Origin of the sequence: Leucobacter japonicus (assembly GCF_001273855.1) — a bacterium.
GTDB classification, from domain to species: Bacteria; Actinomycetota; Actinomycetes; order Actinomycetales; family Microbacteriaceae; genus Leucobacter; species Leucobacter japonicus.
This window is the reverse complement of the sequence record NZ_JHBX01000142.1, coordinates 41425-62531: the sequence shown is the minus strand read 5'-3', so window position 1 is coordinate 62531 and position 21107 is coordinate 41425. Positions and strand designations below refer to the sequence as shown.

20 protein-coding genes and 1 other RNA gene are annotated in these 21107 nt (G+C 66.0%); 9 read left to right on the top strand and 12 right to left on the bottom strand.

The features are described from left to right. Window positions 1-11: 11 nt before the first annotated feature. The gene (locus tag AMS67_RS14500) at window positions 12-578 is read left to right on the top strand and encodes a copper chaperone PCu(A)C (protein WP_053388318.1); all 567 of its coding nucleotides are present in this window, start codon (window positions 12-14) and stop codon (window positions 576-578) included. Further along, a complete protein-coding gene (locus tag AMS67_RS14495) occupies window positions 575-1819 on the top strand; it encodes a Dyp-type peroxidase (protein WP_053388011.1) in 1245 nt (414 codons plus the stop codon). The genes AMS67_RS14500 and AMS67_RS14495 overlap by 4 nt, the downstream gene beginning before the upstream one ends. Window positions 1820-1919: 100 nt before the next feature. Here AMS67_RS14495 and ssrA read toward each other — a convergent pair. The 7 genes from ssrA to yczR form a co-directional block, all read right to left on the bottom strand. Next, window positions 1920-2292: a transfer-messenger RNA gene (gene ssrA, locus AMS67_RS16965) on the bottom strand. Between the two features lie 113 nt (window positions 2293-2405). Next, a complete protein-coding gene (locus tag AMS67_RS14490) occupies window positions 2406-3098 on the bottom strand; it encodes a TetR/AcrR family transcriptional regulator (RefSeq protein WP_053388010.1) in 693 nt (230 codons plus the stop codon). 5 nt (window positions 3099-3103) lie between these two features. Further along, window positions 3104-3580 (bottom strand): SsrA-binding protein SmpB, encoded by a 477-nt coding sequence (smpB, locus tag AMS67_RS14485; protein WP_053353484.1) that lies wholly within the window; start codon window positions 3578-3580, stop codon window positions 3104-3106. Between the two features lie 47 nt (window positions 3581-3627). Next, a complete protein-coding gene (ftsX, locus tag AMS67_RS14480) occupies window positions 3628-4542 on the bottom strand; it encodes a permease-like cell division protein FtsX (protein ID WP_053353485.1) in 915 nt (304 codons plus the stop codon). Further along, window positions 4539-5705, bottom strand: a complete 1167-nt coding sequence (ftsE, locus tag AMS67_RS14475) for a cell division ATP-binding protein FtsE (protein ID WP_053388009.1) — start codon at window positions 5703-5705, stop codon at window positions 4539-4541. Before ftsE ends, ftsX begins: the two co-directional genes overlap by 4 nt. A 75-nt stretch (window positions 5706-5780) precedes the next feature. Further along, window positions 5781-6890, bottom strand: coding sequence for a peptide chain release factor 2 (prfB, locus tag AMS67_RS14470; RefSeq protein WP_053353487.1), 1110 nt, complete (start codon window positions 6888-6890; stop codon window positions 5781-5783). 31 nt (window positions 6891-6921) lie between these two features. Continuing rightward, window positions 6922-8379, bottom strand: coding sequence for a MocR-like transcription factor YczR (gene yczR, locus AMS67_RS14465; protein WP_053388008.1), 1458 nt, complete (start codon window positions 8377-8379; stop codon window positions 6922-6924). Between the two features lie 61 nt (window positions 8380-8440). Here yczR and yczE point away from each other — a divergent pair, with 61 nt between their 5' ends. Beyond that, window positions 8441-9094: a membrane protein YczE gene (gene yczE, locus AMS67_RS14460; protein WP_053388007.1), complete on the top strand. Its 654-nt coding sequence runs from the start codon at window positions 8441-8443 to the stop codon at window positions 9092-9094. Window positions 9095-9121: 27 nt separating this feature from the next. On the opposite strand, the gene AMS67_RS14455 is transcribed toward yczE, so the two are convergent. Further along, window positions 9122-10537 (bottom strand): APC family permease, encoded by a 1416-nt coding sequence (locus AMS67_RS14455; RefSeq protein ID WP_193787090.1) that lies wholly within the window; start codon window positions 10535-10537, stop codon window positions 9122-9124. A 257-nt stretch (window positions 10538-10794) separates the two neighbouring features. Here AMS67_RS14455 and AMS67_RS14450 point away from each other — a divergent pair, with 257 nt between their 5' ends. The 3 genes from AMS67_RS14450 to AMS67_RS14440 all read left to right on the top strand — a co-directional run bounded on the left by AMS67_RS14450 (window position 10795) and on the right by AMS67_RS14440 (window position 13356). Beyond that, on the top strand, window positions 10795-11262 hold the full coding sequence (locus tag AMS67_RS14450) for an Lrp/AsnC family transcriptional regulator (RefSeq protein ID WP_053353490.1): 468 nt from the start codon (window positions 10795-10797) through the stop codon (window positions 11260-11262). A 2-nt stretch (window positions 11263-11264) separates the two neighbouring features. Then, window positions 11265-12659 carry an aspartate aminotransferase family protein gene (locus tag AMS67_RS14445; RefSeq protein ID WP_053353491.1) on the top strand — a complete coding sequence of 465 codons (1395 nt, stop codon included), beginning with the start codon at window positions 11265-11267 and terminating at the stop codon, window positions 12657-12659. Between the two features lie 160 nt (window positions 12660-12819). Beyond that, window positions 12820-13356 (top strand): DUF5336 domain-containing protein, encoded by a 537-nt coding sequence (locus tag AMS67_RS14440; RefSeq protein ID WP_053388006.1) that lies wholly within the window; start codon window positions 12820-12822, stop codon window positions 13354-13356. 108 nt (window positions 13357-13464) lie between these two features. Here the strand turns inward: AMS67_RS14440 and rpsO are convergent, their stop codons facing one another. Then, window positions 13465-13734, bottom strand: coding sequence for a 30S ribosomal protein S15 (gene rpsO / locus AMS67_RS14435; protein WP_053353494.1), 270 nt, complete (start codon window positions 13732-13734; stop codon window positions 13465-13467). A 268-nt stretch (window positions 13735-14002) separates the two neighbouring features. Between rpsO and AMS67_RS14430 the strand changes: the two genes are divergently transcribed. Further along, on the top strand, window positions 14003-15232 hold the full coding sequence (locus AMS67_RS14430) for an ammonium transporter (protein WP_053388005.1): 1230 nt from the start codon (window positions 14003-14005) through the stop codon (window positions 15230-15232). 78 nt (window positions 15233-15310) lie between these two features. Next, on the top strand, window positions 15311-16153 hold the full coding sequence (locus tag AMS67_RS14425) for an inositol monophosphatase family protein (protein ID WP_053388004.1): 843 nt from the start codon (window positions 15311-15313) through the stop codon (window positions 16151-16153). Between the two features lie 74 nt (window positions 16154-16227). Here AMS67_RS14425 and AMS67_RS14420 read toward each other — a convergent pair whose 3' ends face one another. Together AMS67_RS14420 and AMS67_RS14415 are read right to left on the bottom strand one after the other, a co-directional pair. After that, window positions 16228-17679, bottom strand: coding sequence for an NCS2 family permease (locus AMS67_RS14420; RefSeq protein WP_193787096.1), 1452 nt, complete (start codon window positions 17677-17679; stop codon window positions 16228-16230). 134 nt (window positions 17680-17813) lie between these two features. Beyond that, a complete protein-coding gene (locus AMS67_RS14415) occupies window positions 17814-18185 on the bottom strand; it encodes an FKBP-type peptidyl-prolyl cis-trans isomerase (protein ID WP_053353497.1) in 372 nt (123 codons plus the stop codon). A gap of 188 nt (window positions 18186-18373) precedes the next feature. Here AMS67_RS14415 and AMS67_RS14410 point away from each other — a divergent pair, with 188 nt between their 5' ends. After that, on the top strand, window positions 18374-19240 hold the full coding sequence (locus AMS67_RS14410; RefSeq protein ID WP_053388003.1) for a fumarylacetoacetate hydrolase family protein: 867 nt from the start codon (window positions 18374-18376) through the stop codon (window positions 19238-19240). Between the two features lie 190 nt (window positions 19241-19430). Here the strand turns inward: AMS67_RS14410 and AMS67_RS14405 are convergent, their stop codons facing one another. Next, window positions 19431-20942, bottom strand: a complete 1512-nt coding sequence (locus AMS67_RS14405; RefSeq protein ID WP_053388002.1) for an aspartate ammonia-lyase — start codon at window positions 20940-20942, stop codon at window positions 19431-19433. Window positions 20943-21107: the final 165 nt, after the last annotated feature.

Genomic DNA, 21107 nt, shown 5'->3' with positions numbered 1-21107 from the left:
AAGGCACCACTATGTTTGCACGCACCACCATCGCCCCGACCATTGCCCTCACCGCAGCCGCGCTGATCGCTCTGACCGGCTGCAGCCCGACGTCCACGGATACGCAGTCGTCGGCCGACGCCCTCGCCGGCGCCTCGGTCAGCATGGAGAACGGTTGGGTCAAGGCCGCCGAGAGCGGCATGTCGGCTGCGTTCGGCGAGCTCGAGAACACGGGCTCCAGTGACGTCACCGTCGTCTCCGCGACGACCGAAGCTTCGACGTCACTCGAACTGCACGAGACCGTCGAGAACGAAGCGGGCGAGATGATCATGCGCGAGAAGTCGGGCGGGTTCGTCATCGCCGCGGGTGAGAGTCTGTCGCTTGAGCCCGGAGGAAACCACATCATGCTGATGGGGCTGACCGAACCGCTCCAGGCGGGTGACGAGGTCACGTTCACCCTGACCTTCGCCGACGACTCGACGTACGAGTACACCGTTCCCGCGAAGGATTATGCGGGAGCGAATGAGAACTACGAGGGCGGCGACGACATGGACATGACCATGGATGAGCACGCCGATATGGGCGGTCACTCCGAATGAGCACCGATCAGACGACCGGAACCGGTCGGTCTGGCGTGAGTCGGCGGGGGCTCCTCTTCGGAGGGGCCGTCGCCGGCATCGGCGCCGCTGTTGCGGTGGGCGCCGATGCGCTGCTGAACCGATCGCCGCAGCACGATGCGAGCGCTGCGCTCGATGCTCCGGCGCCACTCCATGGGGGCCAGACGATCGACTTCTATGGCCGGCACCAGGCGGGAGTCGCCACGACGCCGCAGGCGCACGCGACGTTCGTCGCGCTCGATCTGCACGACGACTCCGACCGCGACGCGCTGCGGCGCATGATGCAGATTCTCACCGAAGACGCCGCGCGGCTGACGCAGGGTGATCCCGCACTCGCCGACTCCGAGCCCGAGCTCGGCACGGTACCCGCTCGGCTCACGGTGACATTCGGCTTCGGCCCGCAATTCGTCACGCGAGCTGCGGGATCAGCCGCCCTCCCCGAGTGGCTCGGGCCGCTGCCCGCATTCACCATCGATCGCCTCGAGCCGGCCTGGAACGACGGCGACCTGCTGCTGCAGATCGCTTCGGACGACGCGTTCACCGTGGCGCACGCCACCCGCATGCTCCTGAAAGACGCGCGCAGTTTCGCGTCGGTGCGTTGGAGCCAGACCGGGTTTCGCCGCGCGCTCGGCTCCGAGCAGCCGGGCACCACGATGCGCAATCTGTTCGGTCAGGTCGACGGAACGTCGAACCCGAAACCCCAGGACGCCGACTTCGACGCGCTGGTATGGGCCACCGAGGGCTGGCTCGCCGGCGGCACGAGCTTCGTGCTGCGCCGCACGCACATGAACCTCGACAAGTGGGATCGGCTCGACCGCAGCGGCCGGGAGCAGTCGGTTGGGCGCACGCTCGCGAATGGTGCACCGCTCACCGGGGTGCACGAGCATGACGAGCCCGATTTCGCGGCAAAAACGAGCATCGGGTTCCCGGTGATCCCCGAGTTCTCGCACATTCGGCGGGCCCGTTCGGAGAACACCGACGAGCGGATCTATCGCCGGGCGTACAACTACGACCACGCACCAGCCGGCTCCGAGATTTCGGATAGCGGGTTGCTGTTCGTCTCGTTCCAGGCCGACGTCACGAAGCAGTTCGTGCCGATTCAGCGCCGCCTCGATGAGCTCGACCTGCTCAACGAGTGGACCACGCCGATCGGCTCGGCGGTGTTCGCGATTCCCCCGGGCTGCGCCGAGGGCGGCTACATCGGCGAGACGCTCTTCGCATGACGCGAACCGCATCCCCCTGAAAACGCACGCAGGCGCGCACCCGAGAGTGCGCGCCTGCGTGTCCACACGGGGTCACCCCCGCCACATGATGCAAACGTATCGGTGGAGCCGCGGGGAATTGAACCCCGGTCCACTTCGACGATTCCGTGCCTTCTACGAGCGTAGTTCGTGCAAGCGTTCTACTCGGCCCCGCACGTTGTCACGAACACCTCGTGCGACAGGCCCAGTTCCAGTAAAAGTCCCGATACGCCCTGAAACGCGACGCACCAGCAAGCCTCCTAAATGACGCCAGGAAACCGGGGCGGAGGCCCACCCGACCTGACGGACTCGGTCTCGTGCTTAGGCAGCGAGAGCGAAGTCGGTGCGCTTTACGTTTGCACCTATTGTTTGCGAAGGGCGTTTACGAGATAACTCCGCGTCCTCGGCCCGCTTCTCACAGTCTCAAAATCGACGTGTCGAAACCGATCGGCCCCGTATGTGCACCGGATACTCCGGTGCGGTCGGGACGTTCGCATCATGCGCTGTGGAATTTTCAGTTCCGGTGCGAGCACCGGCACAACCGGCGTTCACCGGAGCATTCAGCTTATCAGCCCGCCGTGCGCGCGGCGACCCCGGTCGGTGTCGCAGCGTCAGCGCTCAGCGAACTCGGATCGATACCGAGCGACCAACCGGCGACGTCGGCGACGAAATGGCGCGATGACGGGTGATCGAACGGGTGCGCGTTATTCGAGTAGGCCCCGACTGCGTCAACGGCCAAGTAGATCCGCGTACTCGCGGCGACGGCGTCGGCGGCGGTGAAGGCGCCACTCACCACCCCTGACTCGATCAATTCGACCATGCGGTGACGGTCGAGCGTCTCCTGCTCATCGATGACGGCCGCGAGGCGCGGCATGAACCGGGCCAGATGCCGCGCATTCAGCCACAGTCGGCAGAGCTCGAGCGCTTCGGGGCTCTCCGCCCGCTGCACGAATCCCGCCATGCGCGTCAGCGGTGGCGCATCAGCGTCAGCAGAACCGAACAGCCAGTCGCGCTCGCGAGTGACCGCGAGCACGAACGCGTCGACGACGAGGTCATCGACCGCCGGAAAGTAGTGTCCGATCAAGCCGGGGCGCACCCCGAGCGGCTCCGCGACCGCGCGCAGGGTGATCCGCTCGAGGCCGCCGGTCAACGCGATTCGTGCGGCTTCCTCGACAATCTCAGCGCGACGCGCCTCTGCCGACTTGCGCACACGGCCCGACGGCCGCGCCGTCTCGACCGGTGCCGACGCGTCGTGCGGCACGTCGCTCAGTCGCCCATCCGGTTGCGCTGGCGCATGGCGCGCTCGGCTTCGCGCTTGTCTTGCTGCTCGCGCAGCGTCTGACGCTTGTCGTACTCGCGTTTGCCTCGCGCGAGCGCGATCTCGACTTTCGCGCGGCCATCCAAGAAGTAGAGGCGCAACGGCACGACCGTCACGCCGCCCTCGCGCGTCTTCTGGGAGAGCTTGTCGATCTGCTGCCGGTGCAGCAGCAGCTTGCGCTTGCGGCGCGGCGCGTGGTTCGTCCACGAGCCGTTGAGGTACTCGGGGATGTACGCCGCGTCGAGCCAGGCTTCACCGTGCTCGAAGAACACGTACCCGTCGACAAGCGACGCGCGCCCCATGCGCAGCGACTTCACCTCGCTGCCGGTGAGCACCATGCCCGCCTCGTACGTGTCGAGAATCTCGTACTCGTGCCGAGCCTTCTTGTTCGAGGCGATCAGCTTCTCGCCGGTCTCCTTGGGCATGGCACTTCCTTTCTCGCGCGGACGGACCTCCCAGCATACCGCGCCGGTTACACCCGCAGGTATCGCGTGATGGCGATCTTCGCCGCGATCGCCGAGAGGACGACGCCGACCAGGATCAGGATCGGGGGCACGATCAACGATTGCTCCACGGTGATGTAGCTCGTGAACGGTACCTCGCTGACGAGGAACCCCTGCACGAAGAACTTCACGATGGCGACCGAAGCCGCACTCGCGAGCACCGCGCCGATGAGCGCCGCGATAATGCCTTCCAAGATGAAGGGGGTTTGAATGAACCGGTTCGACGCACCGACCAAACGCATGATGCCGATTTCACGGCGCCGAGAGTACGCCGACAGTCGGATCGTCGTGGAGATCAGCAGCATCGCGGCGATGAGCATCAGACCCGCAATGGCGATCGCGGTGTAACTCGCTGCGCCGAGGAAGAGGAAGATGCGGTCGAGCAGGCTTCGCTGATCGGAGACGCTCTGCACGCCGGGGATGCCGGCGAAGGTCTCCTGGATGATGTCGGAACGCGACGGGTCTTTCAGCTTGATCCAGAACGTCTGGTTGAGCTGCTCCGGCTTCGTGATCTCGACGATCGGGTTGCCCTCGAACTGCTTCGTGAACTCCTCATACGCCTGATCGTGATCGACGAAGAAGGAGTCCTCGATGTAGGGCGCGAGAGTATCCGAGTCCAGAGCGGCCTGCACCGCGGCGATCTCTTCCTCCCCCGCGTCCGAACCCGAGCAGGTCGCGCTCTGGTCGTAATCGGTGCAGAGGTACACCGCGACCTGGGCGCGGTCGTACCAGAACGTCTTCATCTGCTGCACCTGCAGCTGCATCAGAATGGCGGCACCGACGAACGTGAGCGACACGAACGTCACGAGCACCACCGAGATCACCACGGAGAGGTTGCGGCGGAAGCCGCTCCACACCTCGCCGAGTACGAGTCCCACCCTCATCGAACCGGCCCCACATCCGTCTGGTCATCGTCTTTGCGCTTGAGGCCGAGGTGCTCGGCGAGACTGCCCGTCTCGGCCATCTGCACCGGATCCAAGGGCTTTCCGGGCTCGAGGAACGTCGGGATGCGCTTGCCCCCGCGATCCTGAGCATGCACGGTCTCGTCGAGATCGTCGTCATCCCCGAACGGGTGCGGCTCCTCGAAGACTGAGGCCTCACGCACCGGCGGAGTCGGTTCGACGTCGTGCGCAGCCGGCGTATCCGGGCTCGGGACCTCGGCAGGCTCAGTGCTCGCTGCGGCGGCCACGACACTCGCGGCGGCCTCGGCAAGCTTGGGCTCGCGCTCCGTCGCCTGCTGCACGACGGCGGCCTGCGGCAGGTCGCCGATCAGTTCGGGGGCGAGCGCGGCGCGCACGACGGCCTCAGAGGTGCGCAGCACCTGCACCCCGGCGTCAGAGAGATCTGCAATCGGAATCGAGGCGGTCTGGCCGTATCCGCCGCCGACCTCGTCACGCACCACGACGCCCTGCGAGAGCTCGACGACGCGCTGCTGCATGATGTCCACGAAGGTGGCCTCGTGCGTCGCCATCACCACGGTCGTACCGGCGGCGTTGATCGCGCGCAGCAACTGCATGATGCCGAGGCTCGTGGCGGGGTCGAGGTTGCCCGTGGGCTCATCGGCGAGCAGGATCGCCGGCTTGTTGACGATCGCACGTGCGATGGCGACGCGCTGCTGCTCACCGCCCGACAGCTCGTGCGGAAAGCGCTTCGCCTTGTTCGCCAGCCCGACCATCTCGAGCGTGTCGGGCACGGCCTCCTGAATGAAGCCGCGCGACTTGCCGATCACCTGAAGGGTGAAAGCGACATTGTCGTACACGGTCTTGTTCGTGAGGAGACGGAAGTCTTGGAACACGGTTCCGAGGTTCCGACGGAAGTACGGAACCTTGCGCGAGGAGATCTTGCTGAGGTCTTGCCCCAGCACGTGAATCTTCCCGGCACTCGGCTGATCCTCACGAAGGATCAACCGCAAGCAGCTGGATTTCCCAGAACCGGATGCGCCCACGATGAACACGAACTCGCCGCGGTCGACCTTGAGGTCGATGCCGTCGAGTGCCGGTTTCGCGGTGCCCCGGTATTTCTTGGTGACGTTCTCGAAGAGGATCATGACGAGACGACTGTACGCCCTCGCGCCCGCGCGACACCCCAGGCGCGCTGCAACGCGCGCGCTTCGGGCGAACTCTCAGTCGTTCTTCGACAGCGAGCGCCACCGGATGCCGGCGGCGATGAACCCGTCGAGATCACCGTTGAACACGGCTTCGGGCTGCGACGCCTCGTGGCCGGTGCGCAGGTCCTTGACGAGCTGCTGCCCGTAGAGGAAGTACGAGCGGATCTGGTCGCCCCAGCTGGCGGTGATGCTGCCGGCCAGCTCCTTCTTCTTCGCGGCCTCCTGCTCGCGCTGCAGCAGCAGCAGGCGCGTCTGCAGCACGCGCATGGCCGCCGCGCGGTTCTGAATCTGCGACTTCTCGTTCTGCATCGACACGACGATGCCCGAGGGGAGGTGCGTGATGCGCACGGCGGAGTCGGTGGTGTTCACCGACTGGCCGCCGGGGCCCGACGAACGGTACACATCGACGCGAATATCGGTCTCGGGCACGTCGACCTCGGTCGCCTCCTCGAGCAGCGGGATCACTTCGACGCCCGCGAAGCTGGTCTGGCGCTTGTCTGCGGAGCCGAAGGGGCTGATGCGCGCGAGGCGGTGCGTGCCGGCCTCCACCGAGATGGTGCCGAACGCGTAGGGCGCGTCGATCTCGAAGGTGGCCGACTTGATGCCCGCACCCTCCGCATACGACGTGTCGAGCACCTTTGTCGGGTAATCGTGCTGCTCGGCCCAGCGCAGGTACATGCGCAGCAGCATCTCGGCGAAGTCAGTCGCGTCGTCACCCCCGGCGCCCGAGCGGATCGTGACCACCGCGGCGCGCTCGTCGTACTCGCCCGAGAGCATCGTCTGCACCTCGAGATCTTGAATCACCTTCTCGAGCGCAGCCAACTCCTCTGTCGCCTCAGCCGCCGAATCCTCGTCGTCGGCCTCCTCGGCCAGCTCGATGAGCACCTCGAGGTCGTCGAGGCGCTGCTCGACACCGCGCAGACGCTTCACGCGCGCCTGGCGATGCGACAACCCGCTCGTGACCTTCTGCGCGGCCGCAGGATCGTCCCAGAGGTCTGGCGCTGCCGCCTGCTCCTCGAGCTCGACGATCTCGCGATCGAGCTTCGGCAGATCCGTCACCGCGGCGATATCAGCGTAGGTGGAGCGAAGCGCGCGGATGCGGGCGGAGAAATCAAGGTCGAGCATGAGGCCCAAGCTTACTCGCCGCGCACCCGCCTCAGATCACGGCTTCGGAGATGCTGGCCGCGCCGACCGCTTCCCCTTCGCTGCGCCAGGCCTCGGCGAGTCGCGACACCGCCGCGATCAGTGTCGACTCCGGCGCCGAGAACGGCAGCCGCACGAAACGCTCGAAGGTGCCCGGGCTGCCGAACCTCGGGCCGGGCGGCAGATGCACCCCGTAGGCGGATGCGGTGCGGCTGAGTCGCGTGCTCGCTCGCGAGCCGAGATCGGCCCACACGCAGACGCCTCCGCCCGCCGCGGAGAGCCGCCACTCGGGCAATTCGAGCGCGACGCGCTCCACCAGCACGCGGTGGCGCTCGGTGAGCTGCGCGGAACGCTCGGTCAGAATCTCGTCGTACTGCTCGAGTGCCAGCAGCGCGAGCACCTGCTCCCACGTGCCCGTTCCGAGATCACCGACCCGGCGCGCGGCTTCCAACCGCACGATCAGATCGGGTGCCGCACGCACCCACCCGACGCGCATCCCGCCCCAGACCGTCTTCCCGAGCGACCCGATGGTCAGGATCGCATCCTCATGATGCGTCTGCTCCGCGAACGCCGCGAACGGCCGCAGATCTCGGGGCTCGCCCAGCGTCAACTCGGCGGTCGTCTCATCCGCGATGACGTACCCTCCCTGACCGGCGAGCACCGTGATGAGTCCGCGCTTGACCCCATCGGGCATGGTGAGGCCGGTCGGGTTGTGATGATCCGGAATCAGGTAGGTGAGCTTGGGGCTCGTGCGCTCCGCGATCTCGAGCAGCGCAGCGGCATCGTAGGGTTCTGCCGCCAACGGGCCGCCGATCGGCAGCTCGGCGACGAGCGCACCCGTAGCGGCGAGCGCCTCCCGTGCGTGCGGATAGCTCGGCGATTCGATGAGACTCCGATCGCCACGCCTCAGCAGTGTGCGGGCGATGAGGAAGATCGCGTGCTGCGCACCCAGCGTCACCATGATGTGCTCGGGCGACGTCGGCAAGCCGCGTGCGGTGTAGCGGTCGGCGATCGCAGCACGGAGCGCCGGGAGGCCGAGTGTGTCGTATCCGATCTGCGCGAACGCTTCGGGGTGCTCCGCCAGTGCTCGGGCGTTGAGCGATGCCATGCCGTTCCAGGGCTCGGGGCACGCGCTCGACAGATCGATGCCGGCACTCGCGCCCGCCCACAGGCCGGCCCGTGGCCCGCCACCACCCCGCACCACCGTGCCCGAGCCGCGACGCGAGGCGACGACGCCGAGTTCGCGCAGCCGCTGATACCCCGCCGCGACCGTGGTGCGGCTGACGCCGAGGGCGTCGGCGAGCGGTCGCTCGGCCGGCAGCGTCGTCGCCGGAGCGACCCGACCGTCGCGCACGAGCAGCGCGATGCTCTCCGCAAGCTCACGGTAGCCGTGCCCGTTGCCGCGCCAGGCACCCAGTAGCTCCGCGAGTCGCCGGGCGCCCAGTCGCTGCGGAGTCCACATTTCGTTCATCAGGCCACTCTATGCAGATTGGCATCTTGTCGACAAGGCCAATTGGCGGTGAACTAGCTCCATGTTCGCTCGACTCGCACGACTCATCCCCGGCCTCCTGCTCTACGGAGTCGCCGACGCCTTCATGATCCGCGCCGCCGTCGGCGTCGACCCCTGGACCGTCTTCGCCCAGGGCCTCTCGCTCCAGACCGGACTCGGCATCGGAGTCCTCACCAACATCGTCGGCGTACTCGTACTGTTGCTCTGGTGGCCGCTGCGGCAGAAGCCCGGAATCGGCACCGTGCTCAACATCCTGCTGGTCGGGCCCGGGATCGAGCTCGGCCTTTGGCTGCTCCCCACCCCGCAGACGCTCGTCGTGCGCATCCTCTTCTTCGCGATCGGCCTGCTGCTGCTCGCCGTCGCCAGCGGCATCTACATCGGCGCCAATCTCGGCCCCGGCCCCCGCGACGGCCTCATGACCGGCATCCACCGTCGCTTCGGCAGCCCGATCTGGGTGGGCCGCACCGGCGTCGAGGTCACCGTGCTGCTCATCGGCTGGTGGCTCGGCGGCAACGTCGGCGTCGGCACCGTCGTCTTCGCGGTGCTCATCGGGCCGCTCTGCTCGATCACGCTGCCACTCTTCGCGGGCCAGGCGATCCGGCGCCCCGCGACTTCCCCCGAAACAGATATGGCGAAGCCCGCCGCATCAGACCGGGAAGCACCGCTCCCCAACTGACGCGACGGGCTTCGCCCGCGCGGTGCGCTACACCTCGTCGCTCACCTTATTGAATCCGGTGACCGGCTGACTCTCATCGAACGACGCCACCTTGCGGCGGAATCCCTTCGTCAGGAAGACGAGGTAGAGCACGCCGATGCCCGTCCAGATCAGGCCGCCCAGCAGCGCGTGGCCGTCGAGGTTGACCCACAGCAGACCCGTCAGCAACGTGCCCACCACCGGCATCACGATGTAGTTGAAGATGTCCTTCGGCGTGCGACGGCGGCCCTTGCGGATCGCGAACCAGGCGATCACCGACAGATTCACGAACGTGAACGCGATCAGGGCGCCGTAGTTGATGTAGGCGGCGATCATCTCGAGGGTGAACGCGATCGCGAGCAGCGAGATCGCGCCCGTCAGCACGATGTTGAAGGTCGGGGTGTGCGTCTTCGGATTGATGTAGCCGAACACCTTGCTCGGGAGCACGTTGTTGCGCCCCATCACGAGCAGCATGCGCGACACCGATGCGTGCGAAGCGAGGCCCGACGCCAGCGTCGCCGCGAAACCGGCGGCCGTCAGCACCGCGGAGAACACCTTGCCGCCGACGAGCTCGCCGATGATCGGCAGGGTGCTGTCTTCGACGAACTGCATGTCGCCGCCCGGCGCGAACTCGTTCCAGTCGGCGAAGCGCTGCTGGGTGAAGTAGCCGGCGATCAAGAAGATCGCGCCACCCAGCACCACGGTGAGCAGAATCGCCTTCGGCATGATCTTCGGGGTCTTCGCCTCTTCCGCGTACATGGTGACCGCGTCGAAGCCGATGAACGAGAAGCACACGATCGTGGCGCCCGCGAGCACCGCCCCGAACTCGACACCGCTGTGGAAGAACGGCTGGATCGTGACGACGCCGTTGTTGCCCGCCCCGCCCGAGAGCTGCACGATCACCATGAAGACGAACACGGCCATGACGACGATGGAGAAGATGAGCAGCAGCATGTTGATGTTCGACGTGCCGCGCATCGTGAGGTAGATGATGCTCGTCACGAAGATCACGTAGACGATGACCCAGACTGCACCCGGGATGCCGGGGAAGAACGCCTCGAGGTAGCTGCGGATGATGAGACAGTTCACCATGGGAAGCAGCATGTAGTCGATGAGTGCCGTCCACCCGACCACGAAGCCCACGTTGGGGTGCATGGATTCACGCGCGTACGTGTACGCCGAACCGGCGCTCGGAATGGCGCCCGCCATCTTGCCGTAGCTGACCGCCGTGAAGATCATCACGATCAAAGCCACCAGATAGGCGAGCGGCACGACGTTGTTCGTGTCGCGCGCAACGAGACCGAACGTGTCGAACACGACGGTCGGAGTCATGTAGCCGAGACCGAGACCGACGATCGCCCACAGCCCGAGGCTGCGCTTGAGTCGGGCTCCGTTCGAAGAGGCCGGAGCAGATAGTGCCGTCATGTTCTCTCCTTCAAGAACAGCTGCTCCACTCGAGCGGTGTCGCGCCGAGCAGCTTCACTGGGGCAATAGGGGGATCACCAAGCCATCATCTTGCACCCGTCGTGCGGACGCACGCAAGCGAACAGTCTGCACAGGGGTCAATTTTCCGAATGTGTGCGGTGAATTCACCTGCGTGAAATGTGGAAATAGGCTGAATATCTGCATTCATTCTTCGGATTCCTTTGCGCTTTCGGGGTTTGACTGCAAGAATCAGAAGCGTGAGCAGCAAACGCACTACGCCGGCGCTCGATTCCACGTCGAAGGCGATCATCGAGCAACTCCAGCGAGATGGCCGTCGATCGTACGCGGAGATCGGCAAGGCGGTCGGCCTCAGCGAGGCCGCCGTGCGCCAGCGTGTGCAAAAGCTCACGGATGCCGGGGTCATGCAGATTGTTGCCGTGACCGACCCGATGAGCCTCGGCTTCAGCCGTCAGGCCATGCTCGGCATCCGCGTATCCGGCGACACCAGGGTCGTTGCCGATCGCCTCGCCGAAATGTCGGAGATCGCCTACGTCGTACTCAGCGCAGGCTCCTTCGACATCCTCGCCGAGGTCGTCTGCGAGGACGACGACGGGTTGATCGAACTGCTCAACGACCAGATCCGCAAGATCGAGGGCGTGGCATCGACCGAATCGTTCGTCTACCTTCAACTCACCAAACAGAAATACGACTGGGGAACACGATAACCATGTCTTTTGATCCCACTGCAGCGGTAGACACTGCCGCGCTCCAGGCTTCTGCCAAGAAGCACATGTGGCCGCACTTCACCAACCGCAAGGTGCTCAATGACGGCATCCCCGTCATCACCCGCGCCGAGGGCCACCACATCTACGACGCTGCCGGCAAGCAGTACATCGACGGCCTCGCCGGCCTGTTCGTGGTGAACGCCGGCCACGGTCGCGAGCGCATCGTGCAGGCCGCGGCCAAGCAGATGCAGCAGCTCGACTTCATGCCGATCTGGTCGTACGGCCACCCGGCAGCCATCGAGCTCTCGGAGCGCCTCGCCTCGTACGCGCCCGGCGAGATGAACAAGGTCTTCTTCACCACCGGCGGTGGCGAAGCTGTGGAGTCGGCGTTCAAGCTGGCGAAGCACTTCTGGAAGATCAAGGGCCAGCCGATGAAGCACAAGGTCATCTCGCGCTCAGTCGCCTACCACGGCACCCCGCAGGGCGCGCTGGCCATCACCGGCATTCCCGACATGAAGAAGTTCTACGAGCCCCTCACCCCGGGCGGCCACCGCGTGCCGAACACGAACTTCTACCGCGCCGACGAGATGGGCGCACCCTCGAACGACCTCGAGGCCTTCGGCCAGTGGGCCGCGAACCGCATCGAAGAGGCGATCCTCTTCGAGGGCCCCGAGACCGTTGCCGCCGTGTTCCTCGAGCCGGTGCAGAACTCGGGCGGCTGCTTCCCCCCGCCCCCCGGATACTTCAAGCGCGTGCGCGAGATCTGTGACCAGTACGACGTGCTGCTCGTCTCGGATGAGGTCATCTGCGCCTACGGCCGCGTCGGCGAGTTCTTCGCTTCGAAGGCACTCGGCTACGAGCCCGACATCATCACGTCCGCCAAGGGCATCACCTCGGGCTACGTCCCGCTCGGTGCGATGATCGTCTCGGACAAGGTGTCGGAGCCGTTCAACTCGGTCGACAACACCTTCTACCACGGCTTCACCTTCGCCGGTCACCCGGCTGCGGCGGCTGCGGCGCTCGAGAATCTCGACATCTTCGAGGAAGAGGATCTCAACGGCCGCGTGCGCGAGAACAGCCCGCTGTTCCGCGCCGAGCTCGAGAAGCTGCTCGACATCGACATCGTCGGTGACGTGCGCGGCGAGGGCTACTTCTTCGGCATCGAGCTGGTGAAGGACAAGGCCACCAAGGAGACCTTCAACGAGGAGGAGTCGGATCGACTGCTTCGCGACTACCTCTCCCCCGCACTGTGGGAGGCCGGCCTCTACTGCCGCGCCGACGACCGTGGAGACCCCGTCATCCAGCTCGCTCCCCCGCTGACCATCGGTCCGTCGGAGTTCGCCGAGATCGGCGGCATCCTGCGCAGTGTCTTGAAGGACGCGTCCTCCAAGATCTGATCGCGGACCCCGATTCGGGATCGGTGTGGCCCCCTCGCCTGACGGCGTGGGGGCCACACCCATTTCTGCGGGCGTCCCGCGGGACTCGCCCGCGCGTGTGAATGTGCACGCCACCTGACAGGCCTACCGCGACGGAGCGGCCGCGGATAAAATTCCTGACATGAGCAGCTTCGAGCCACAGCAGCCGATTCAGCAGCCCGCATCTCCGCAACAGCCGCAGGGCACACCACCCCCGCAGTACGCAGCGCAGCAGCAGTACGCACCTCAGCAGCAGCACTCAGCTCAGCGACCGCAGCAGTACGCACCGCAGCAGCAGTTCGCCACGCACCAGCAATTCCCGTCGCAGTACGCTGCCCCGACGCCGCAGCCTCGCGGCGCCGCGAGTGCCGGCAAGCTCAACGTTCCCGGCATCATCGCCCTGGCCGTGCTCGCGCTGTCGTCGCTGATGTCGCTGTTTCTTCCGCTCCTCATGAGGATCGGAATGGAGTTCGACTCCTACACCTTCGCATCGACGATCTCTTGGATCGTGAACGGGTCGACGATCGTCATTGCGGGCGTTCTCGCCATCATCGGGCTCGTCTCGAAGACGATGACCCGCTGGCGGTGGACGGCCATCGGAGCCGCGGTCTCCGCCGCCCTCGGAGCGCTGTCATTCGTGTTCAGCCTGTTCAGCGGATTCTTGGCTGCGGCGTTCTAGCACCACGACGCTCCCCGAGCAACGCAGAAGCGCCCGCCACCGTGAGGTGACGGGCGCTTCGCAGATGGTGCGTCAGGCGATCATGCGATCGCCGCGAACCTGAAACGACTAGCGGCGCAGACCGAGGCGCTCGATGAGCGAGCGGTAGCGCGTGATGTCGACGTCCTGGAGGTAACCCAGGAGACGACGACGCTGGCCGACGAGCAGCAGGAGGCCACGACGCGAGTGGTGGTCGTGCTTGTGCTCCTTGAGGTGCTCGGTCAGATCCTTGATACGACGGCTGAGCATCGCGACCTGAACCTCGGGGGAACCGGTGTCACCGGGCTTGGTTGCGTACTCATCGATGATCGCCTTCTTGACCTCTGCATTCAGTGCCATAGGGATCCCCTTCCTCTTGCTGCGCGGCGCCTTCAGCGGGGTGCTGGGGCTCTCTTTATCCGCGGCCGTATTCACGGCAACCTGTACAGCTTAGCAGCATTCACGTGCTCATGCGTCGCACGCCCGCTGCCGGAGTTGAAAACCTCGTCACCAACTCGAAACACGATCGGTACGGCAGCGAAACTCCCGGGGAACGACCGCGAAACAGCGACCGCGCACACTGGTCACACTGTGGCGGCCACGGCCCGCACGAGAGAAAGGCAGCAGCATGGAACTCACCCCTTCGGATGTGTGGACGCTGACCAGCGCAGCACTCGTCCTCATCATGACCCCGGGCCTCGCGCTCTTCTACGGCGGCCTCGTCCGCGTCCGCTCCGTCGTCAACATGATGCTCTTCAGCGTCAGCGCCATGGGCGTCGTCGGAGTGCTCTGGATCCTCTTCGGATACAGCATGAACTACTTCGCAGAGGGCGAGAGCGGGTTCGCCGGCAGCCCGTTCAAGGACTTCGGGCTCGTCAACACCGACCCGGCGAGCTTCATCGGTGTCGGCTTCGGCGCGGTATTCGCCATGATCACCGCGGCCCTCATCTCGGGGGCGATCGCTGATCGCGTCGGCCTCGGATCGTGGGTGCTCTTCTCCGGCGTGTGGGCGACATTCGTCTACTTCCCCGTCGCCGCGTGGGTCTGGGGCGGCGGCTGGATCCAGAACCTGGGCAGCGCGCTCGGGCTGCCCGATGTGATCGACCTCGCCGGCGGCACGGTGATCCACATCAATGCGGGCGCCGCAGCACTCGCGCTCGCAATCGTCGTCGGCAAGCGCATCGGCTTCGGGAAGGGATCGCACCAGCCCCACAGCATCCCGCTCGTCACGATCGGCGCCGCCCTCCTGTGGTTCGGTTGGATCGGGTTTAACGGCGGGCTCGCAACGGAAACCGGCGAGGCCGGCTTGATCCTGGTGAACACGCTCGCAGCGCCTGCAGCGGGCATCATCGGCTGGATCATCGTCGACGCACTGCGCGGCAAGAAGCCCGGCGTCATCGGCGCCGCGTCTGGTGCCGTGGGCGGCCTCGTCGCCATCACCCCCGCAGCTGCCAGCCTCTCTCCGGTCTGGGCGCTGCTGCTCGGCCTCATCGCCGGCATGGCCTGCGCATTCGCGATCGAGTGGAAGTACCGTCTCGGCTACGACGACTCGCTCGACGTCGTCGGCCTGCACCTCGTCGCCGGGGTCATCGGATCGCTCTACCTGGGCTTCTTCGCCTTTGATGACGGATTGTTCACGGGCGGCGACGCCGGCCTGCTGCTGGTGCAGACGATCTCGGTCGTCGCGGTGATGGTGTACTCCTTCGTCGTCTCGCTCGTGATCGCGCTCGGCGTGAAGCTGGTGACCGGTCTGCGGGTTCCGCCGCAGGTCGAAGAGGCCGGCATCGACTTCGCCGCCCACGGCGAGGAGGCGTACGCCTACGCAGAGCCCGAGGTGGTGAACGCGCAACTGCGCTGATCCGTCTCACTTGAGCACGGGGTCCGGTCGAAGAAGCCCGGGCCCCGTTCTGCTGCGCCCACGCAGTAGGCTCGCCCTATGAGCGACTCTCCCGATGCACCCGCAACGCCCGCACACGACCCGCAAGCGCTCGCCGAGCTCGCCGCCGAGATCGCGCAGCAGGCGGCCGCACGCATCCTCGCACTTCGTGCAGAGGGGGTCTCGGTGGCCGCGAGCAAGTCGAGCGCGGTCGACATCGTCACTGCCGCTGACCAGGAGTCGGAGCGCTTCATTGTCGCCGCCCTCCAAGCCGCGCGCCCGAATGATGGCATTCTCGGCGAAGAAGGCACCGGAATCGCCGGAACGAGCGGGATCACCTGGGTGATCGACCCGATCGACGGCACGGTGAACTACCTGTACGACCTTCCCGCGTACGCCGTCAGCATCGCCGCAACCGTCACAGACGCCACAGCTTTCGCCGATAGCCGCCGCGCCATCGCCGGGGCCGTGTGCAACCCGCGCACCGACGAGTTATTCGTCGCCTGGCAGGGCGGTGGCGCGACCCGCAACGGCGAGCGGATCACGATCACAGGCCAGGAAGATCTCGCGGTCTCACTCGTGGCCACCGGCTTCGGCTACACCGTCGAACGCCGCATCGAGCAGGCCGCCATGGTGTCGCGTCTGCTGCCCAAGGCCCGCGACATCCGGCGCATCGGCTCGGCCGCCTATGACCTGTGCCTGCTCGCCTCGGGTCGTCTCGACGCATATTTCGAACGCGGACTGCAGCCGTGGGACTACGCGGCCGGCGTGCTCATCGCGAGCGAGGCGGGAGCACGCCTCCTCGGCCGAGACGACGCCACGCCTCCGGGCGAGCCGTTCCTCGTCGCCGGTTCGCCCAACCTGGTCGCAGAACTCCGAGAGGTCGTGCTCGGCGGCGAATAGCACGCACCGCCCCAACATGTGAAAGGGGGTGCCGGATCGCTGATCCGGCACCCCCTTTCACATGTTTCGGGCGATTACACGCCCAGCGCGGCCTCGATCGGCCCGCGTGCGAAGAACAGCACGAAGCCGATCGCCACGACCCAGAGCAGCCAGTGGATGCGCTTCACGTGCCCGGAGAGCGCGTGCACGAGTACCCAGGCGACGAAGCCCGCTCCGATGCCGTTGGCGATCGAGTAGGTCATCGGCATGACGGCGACGGTGAGGAACACGGGCAGCAGCACACGGAAGTCGGTCAAGTCGATGTGCTTGATCTGCGCCATCATCAGCGCACCCACGATGACGAGCGCGGCCGCGGCGACCTCGGTCGGCACGATGTTGGTGAGCGGCGTGAAGAACATCGCGAGCAAGAACATGAGCCCGGTCACGATGTTCGCGAACCCGGTGCGTGCGCCCTCGCCGATGCCGGCACCCGACTCAATGAAGACGGTGTTCGACGACGACGACGTCAGGCCGCCGGCGATTGCGCCGACGCCCTCGACGACGAGCGCCGACTTGAGGCGCGGGAAGTTGCCCTTCTCGTCGGCGAGCCCCGCTTCGCGCGACAGCCCGGTCATCGTGCCCATGGCGTCGAAGAAATTGGTGAACAGCAGGGTGAAGACGAGCATGACGATCGTGACCGCGCCGACCCGGCTCAGGTCGAAGCTCACCGCACCGACGAGGCTCAGATCGGGCAGGCTGAACGGTGCTCCGCTGAGTGCCGGCACGGTCAGGCCCCAACCGCCAGGGTTGTCGGTGCCGGCCCCGAGGTGCCAGATCGCCTCGACCACGACCGAGATGACGGTGCCCGCGACGAGGCCGATCAGCAGGCCGCCCTTGACGCGTGCGGCGACGAGTACGCCCGTGAGAATGAGCGTGATCACGAAGATGAGTGTCGGCACCGTCACGACCGAACCGCCGATACCGAGGCCCACCGGCGGAGACGAGCTGCCCGTCGAAGTCACGAACCCGGAATTCACGAACCCGATGAATGCGATGAACAGGCCGATGCCCACGGTGATCGCAAGCTTCAGCTCGACGGGAACCGCGTCGAAGATCATGCGACGCAGGCCGGTCGCCGCGAGCAGCACGATGAGCACACCGTTAATGACGACGAGGGCCATGGCCTCGGGCCAGGTGACCTGACCCACGACGGAAAACGCGAGGAATGCATTGATGCCGAGACCCGCCGCGAACCCGAACGGCAGGCGCGAGACGAGGCCGAACAGGATGGTCATGACACCCGCGGTGAGTGCGGTGACGGCACTGACCGCGGGGAACGACAACGTGTCTCCGTTGACGTCGACGCCGCTCGTCAGAATGATCGGGTTCAAGATGACGATGTACGCCATCGTTACGAAGGTCACGAGGCCGCCGCGGACCTCGGTGCCGAAGGTAGATCCGCGCTCCGAGATCTTGAAGTAGCGGTCAACACCGCCCCATGCGCCCGAGGGCCGTTGCTCGTTCGTCACCTGCTGCGGGTCCGCCACGGGCCGCTCCAATCCGTCTTGCTGAGTGTTCACTGAACAAGAAGACGGTACCACCGCCCACAGACGCCTGAGGCCGCCCGCGGTTGCGGACGGCCTCAGGATTCACCGCACGAGGCGGCGGTGTCGGGTCAGATTCAGCTGACGCCGAGCAGATCGATGACGAAGATGAGCGTCTTGCCCGAAAGGGGATGACCGCCCGAGGTGCCGTAGGCCTGCGCCGCGGGCACGATGAGCTTGCGGCGACCGCCGACCTTCATGCCGGGGATGCCGACCTGCCACCCCTGGATGAGTGCGCGCAGCGGGAAGTTAATCGACTCGCCGCGGTTCCACGACGAGTCGAACTCTTCGCCGGAGTCGTATTCGACACCGAGGTAGTGCACGTCGACCGTCGAGCTGGCGAGCGCTTCCTCGCCGGAGCCCTCCACGATGTCTACGATCTGCAGCTCAGCGGGCGCGGGGCCCTCCGGGAATTCGATCTCCGGCTTCGTCTTCGGTGATTCAGTCATGACTTCATTCTGCTGGATCTCCGAGCGATTCGGGCTCCGAGTTCGCCCAGAGGGAAACCGTGTCGTGTGCGCGGCCGCCCCGGAGCGCGGCTCAAACGTCAGAAGAGCCAGCGCAGCGCCCTACAAAGCGCAGGGCTTGAGACTGCACCGTACCTACAACCGCCTTCGGCATCAGATACCCTGAGTGCGTGAGATTCGCACACCTGATCCTTGATCCGCACTCCGCCCCCGTTCTCGTCGCCATCGACGCAGATCGCTACGTCGCGCTGCGTGACCTCGGGGAGGCGTTCGGCACCCTGCAGCACCTCATCGAGGCCGGTGATGCCGCCCTCGAGCGCGTGCGCGCCGCCGCCGCGTCGCTTCCCGCCGATGCGTGGAAGCCCGTCGCAGACACGGAGCACGCCCCGGCCGTCATCGGCGCGCCGATCGTGCTCGCGGTGGGCCTCAACTACGACGAGCACGCGAGCGAGCTCAGCCTCGACAACGACTCGGGCCCGGTGCTCTTCTCGCTCTTCCCGAACTCCCTCGGAGCGCACGGCGGCCAGGTGCCGCTCGATGCCGAGGTCAGTGAAGAGGTCGACTACGAGGGCGAGCTCGGGGTCATCATCGGCAAGCCGGCAAAGAACGTCACGGCCGAAGAGGCACTCGATTACGTCTTCGGCTACACCGCGATCAACGATGTGACGGCTCGCAACATCCAGTTCCAGGAGCCGCAGTGGTCGCGCTGCAAGTCGTTCGACGGGTTCACCCCGATCGGCCCGGTCGTCGTCACCGCCGACCAGATCCCCGATCCTCAGGCACTGGCGCTGACCACCGACGTGAACGGTCTGCGGGTGCAAGACTCGACGACCGGCTTCATGATTCGTACGGTCGCGCAGCTCATCGCCTCGATTTCACAGCAGGCAACGCTGCTCCCGGGCACCGTCATCTCGACGGGCTCCCCCGGTGGCGCCGGCCGCTCGCGCAAACCGCCGCTGTACCTGCGCCCGGGCACCGAGGTCACCGTGACCATCGAGGGCATCGGCGCACTCACTTCGCACTGCGTCGAGGCGTAACCCCCTCGGCTGCCCGCGGCACCAGAATGGGTGTCACTTTCTGCGCGAACCCGCACGCATTTCGCACAGAAAGTGACACCCATTCATGTTGCGGGGCCAGTACGGTGCAGTGAGACGGGCGCAGCAGCAACGCGAATGGGCGGGGAGGATCAGCTGATCCTCCCCGCCCATTCACGTCTGAGCTCCCGCGCTACTTCGCGGGCTTCTTCGTGGCCTCGGGCCCTTCGCCGTCCTCGAGCTTCTGCGGCGCGGCAATCGCGTTCTCCGCGATGATGTCGATCACGTCGGTCTCGGGGGCGAGGCCCGCAAGCTTCGACGGCTGCAGAATGTCGTCGAGCTGCGCCTGATCGAGCAAGCCGCGCGAGGTGACGAGCTCGGAGACCTTTGCATTGGTGGCGAGCGCCTCCTTCGCCAGCTTCGCCGCCTCCGCATAGCCGATGACGGGCGCCAGCGCGGTGATCACGGTGACCGAGCGGGAGACCATGTCTTCCAGGCGGTCTTCGTTCGCGGTGATGCCATCGACGCAGTTGACGCGCAGCGTCTGGCACGCGCGCTCAAGCCACGTGATCGATTGGAAGAGCGAGTGCGCGATAACCGGCTCGAACGCGTTCAGCTGGAGCTGCCCGGCCTCGACCGCCATCGATACGGTGACGTCGGCGCCGGCGACTGAGTATGCCACCTGCGTGACGGCCTCAGGGATGACCGGGTTGACCTTGCCGGGCATGATCGACGAGCCTGCCTGGCGGGCAGGCAGGTTGATCTCGCCGAAGCCGGCCTGCGGGCCCGACGAGAGCAGACGCAGATCGTTCGAAATCTTCGAGAGCTTCAGCGCGCTGCGCTTGAGCGCACCCGAGAACGTCACGAAGACGCCGGTGTCGCTCGTCGACTCAACCAGGTCGCCCGCGGTCTCGAGCGGCAGCTCGGTGATGTCGCGGAGGTGCTTGATGACGGCTTCCTTGTACCCGCGCGGCGCGTTGATGCCCGTGCCGATCGCGGTGGCGCCCATGTTGACCTCGCGCAGCAACGAGACGGCCTCGCGCAGACGTTCGATGTCTTCGCGCAGCGTCACGGCGAACGCGTTGAACTCCTGGCCCAGCGTCATGGGAACAGCGTCTTGCAGCTGCGTGCGACCGACCTTGATGATGTGCGAGAACTCGCGGCCCTTCGCGGCGAACGACTCGGCGAGCAGCCCGAGTTCATCGAGCAGGCTGCCGAGCGAGAACGCGAGCGCGATCTTGATCGCGGTCGGGTACGTGTCGTTCGTCGACTGGCTGTGGTTCGTGTGGTCGTTCGGGTTGATGAACGCGTAGTCGCCCTTGGCATGCCCCGCGAGCTCGAGCGCGCGGTTCGTGATGACCTCGTTCGCGTTCATGTTCGTGGAGGTACCGGCACCGCCCTGAATCACGCCGACCACGAACTGGTCGTGCAGCATGCCCGTCTTGATCTCTTCGCAGGCGCGATCGATCAGGGTAGCGCGCTGCTCATCAAGGGCGCCGATCTCGAGGTTCGCTCGAGCGGCTGCCTGCTTCACGCAGGCGAACGCCCGAATGAAGTCGGGGTACACCGACACCGGGCGACGCGCGATCGGGAAGTTTTCGTGCGCCCGAGCGGTGTGCACCCCCCAGTAGGCGGAGGCGGGGATCTCGACGCTGCCGAGAGAGTCCGTTTCAGTGCGGGTCTGTGCGGACAAGAAATCACTCACCGTGAATCATGGCTCCATACTCGTGGAAAAGCGGCTCGAGCCGCCGGGACGGGACTCAGCCTATCGGTCCTGCGCGCACGCGGGCAGCCGTTCACCCTGCGGCCGCATTATTGACGGAAACGGGCATCTGCGTACGTTCCTCGCCAGTGAAAATTCGGAGCGATA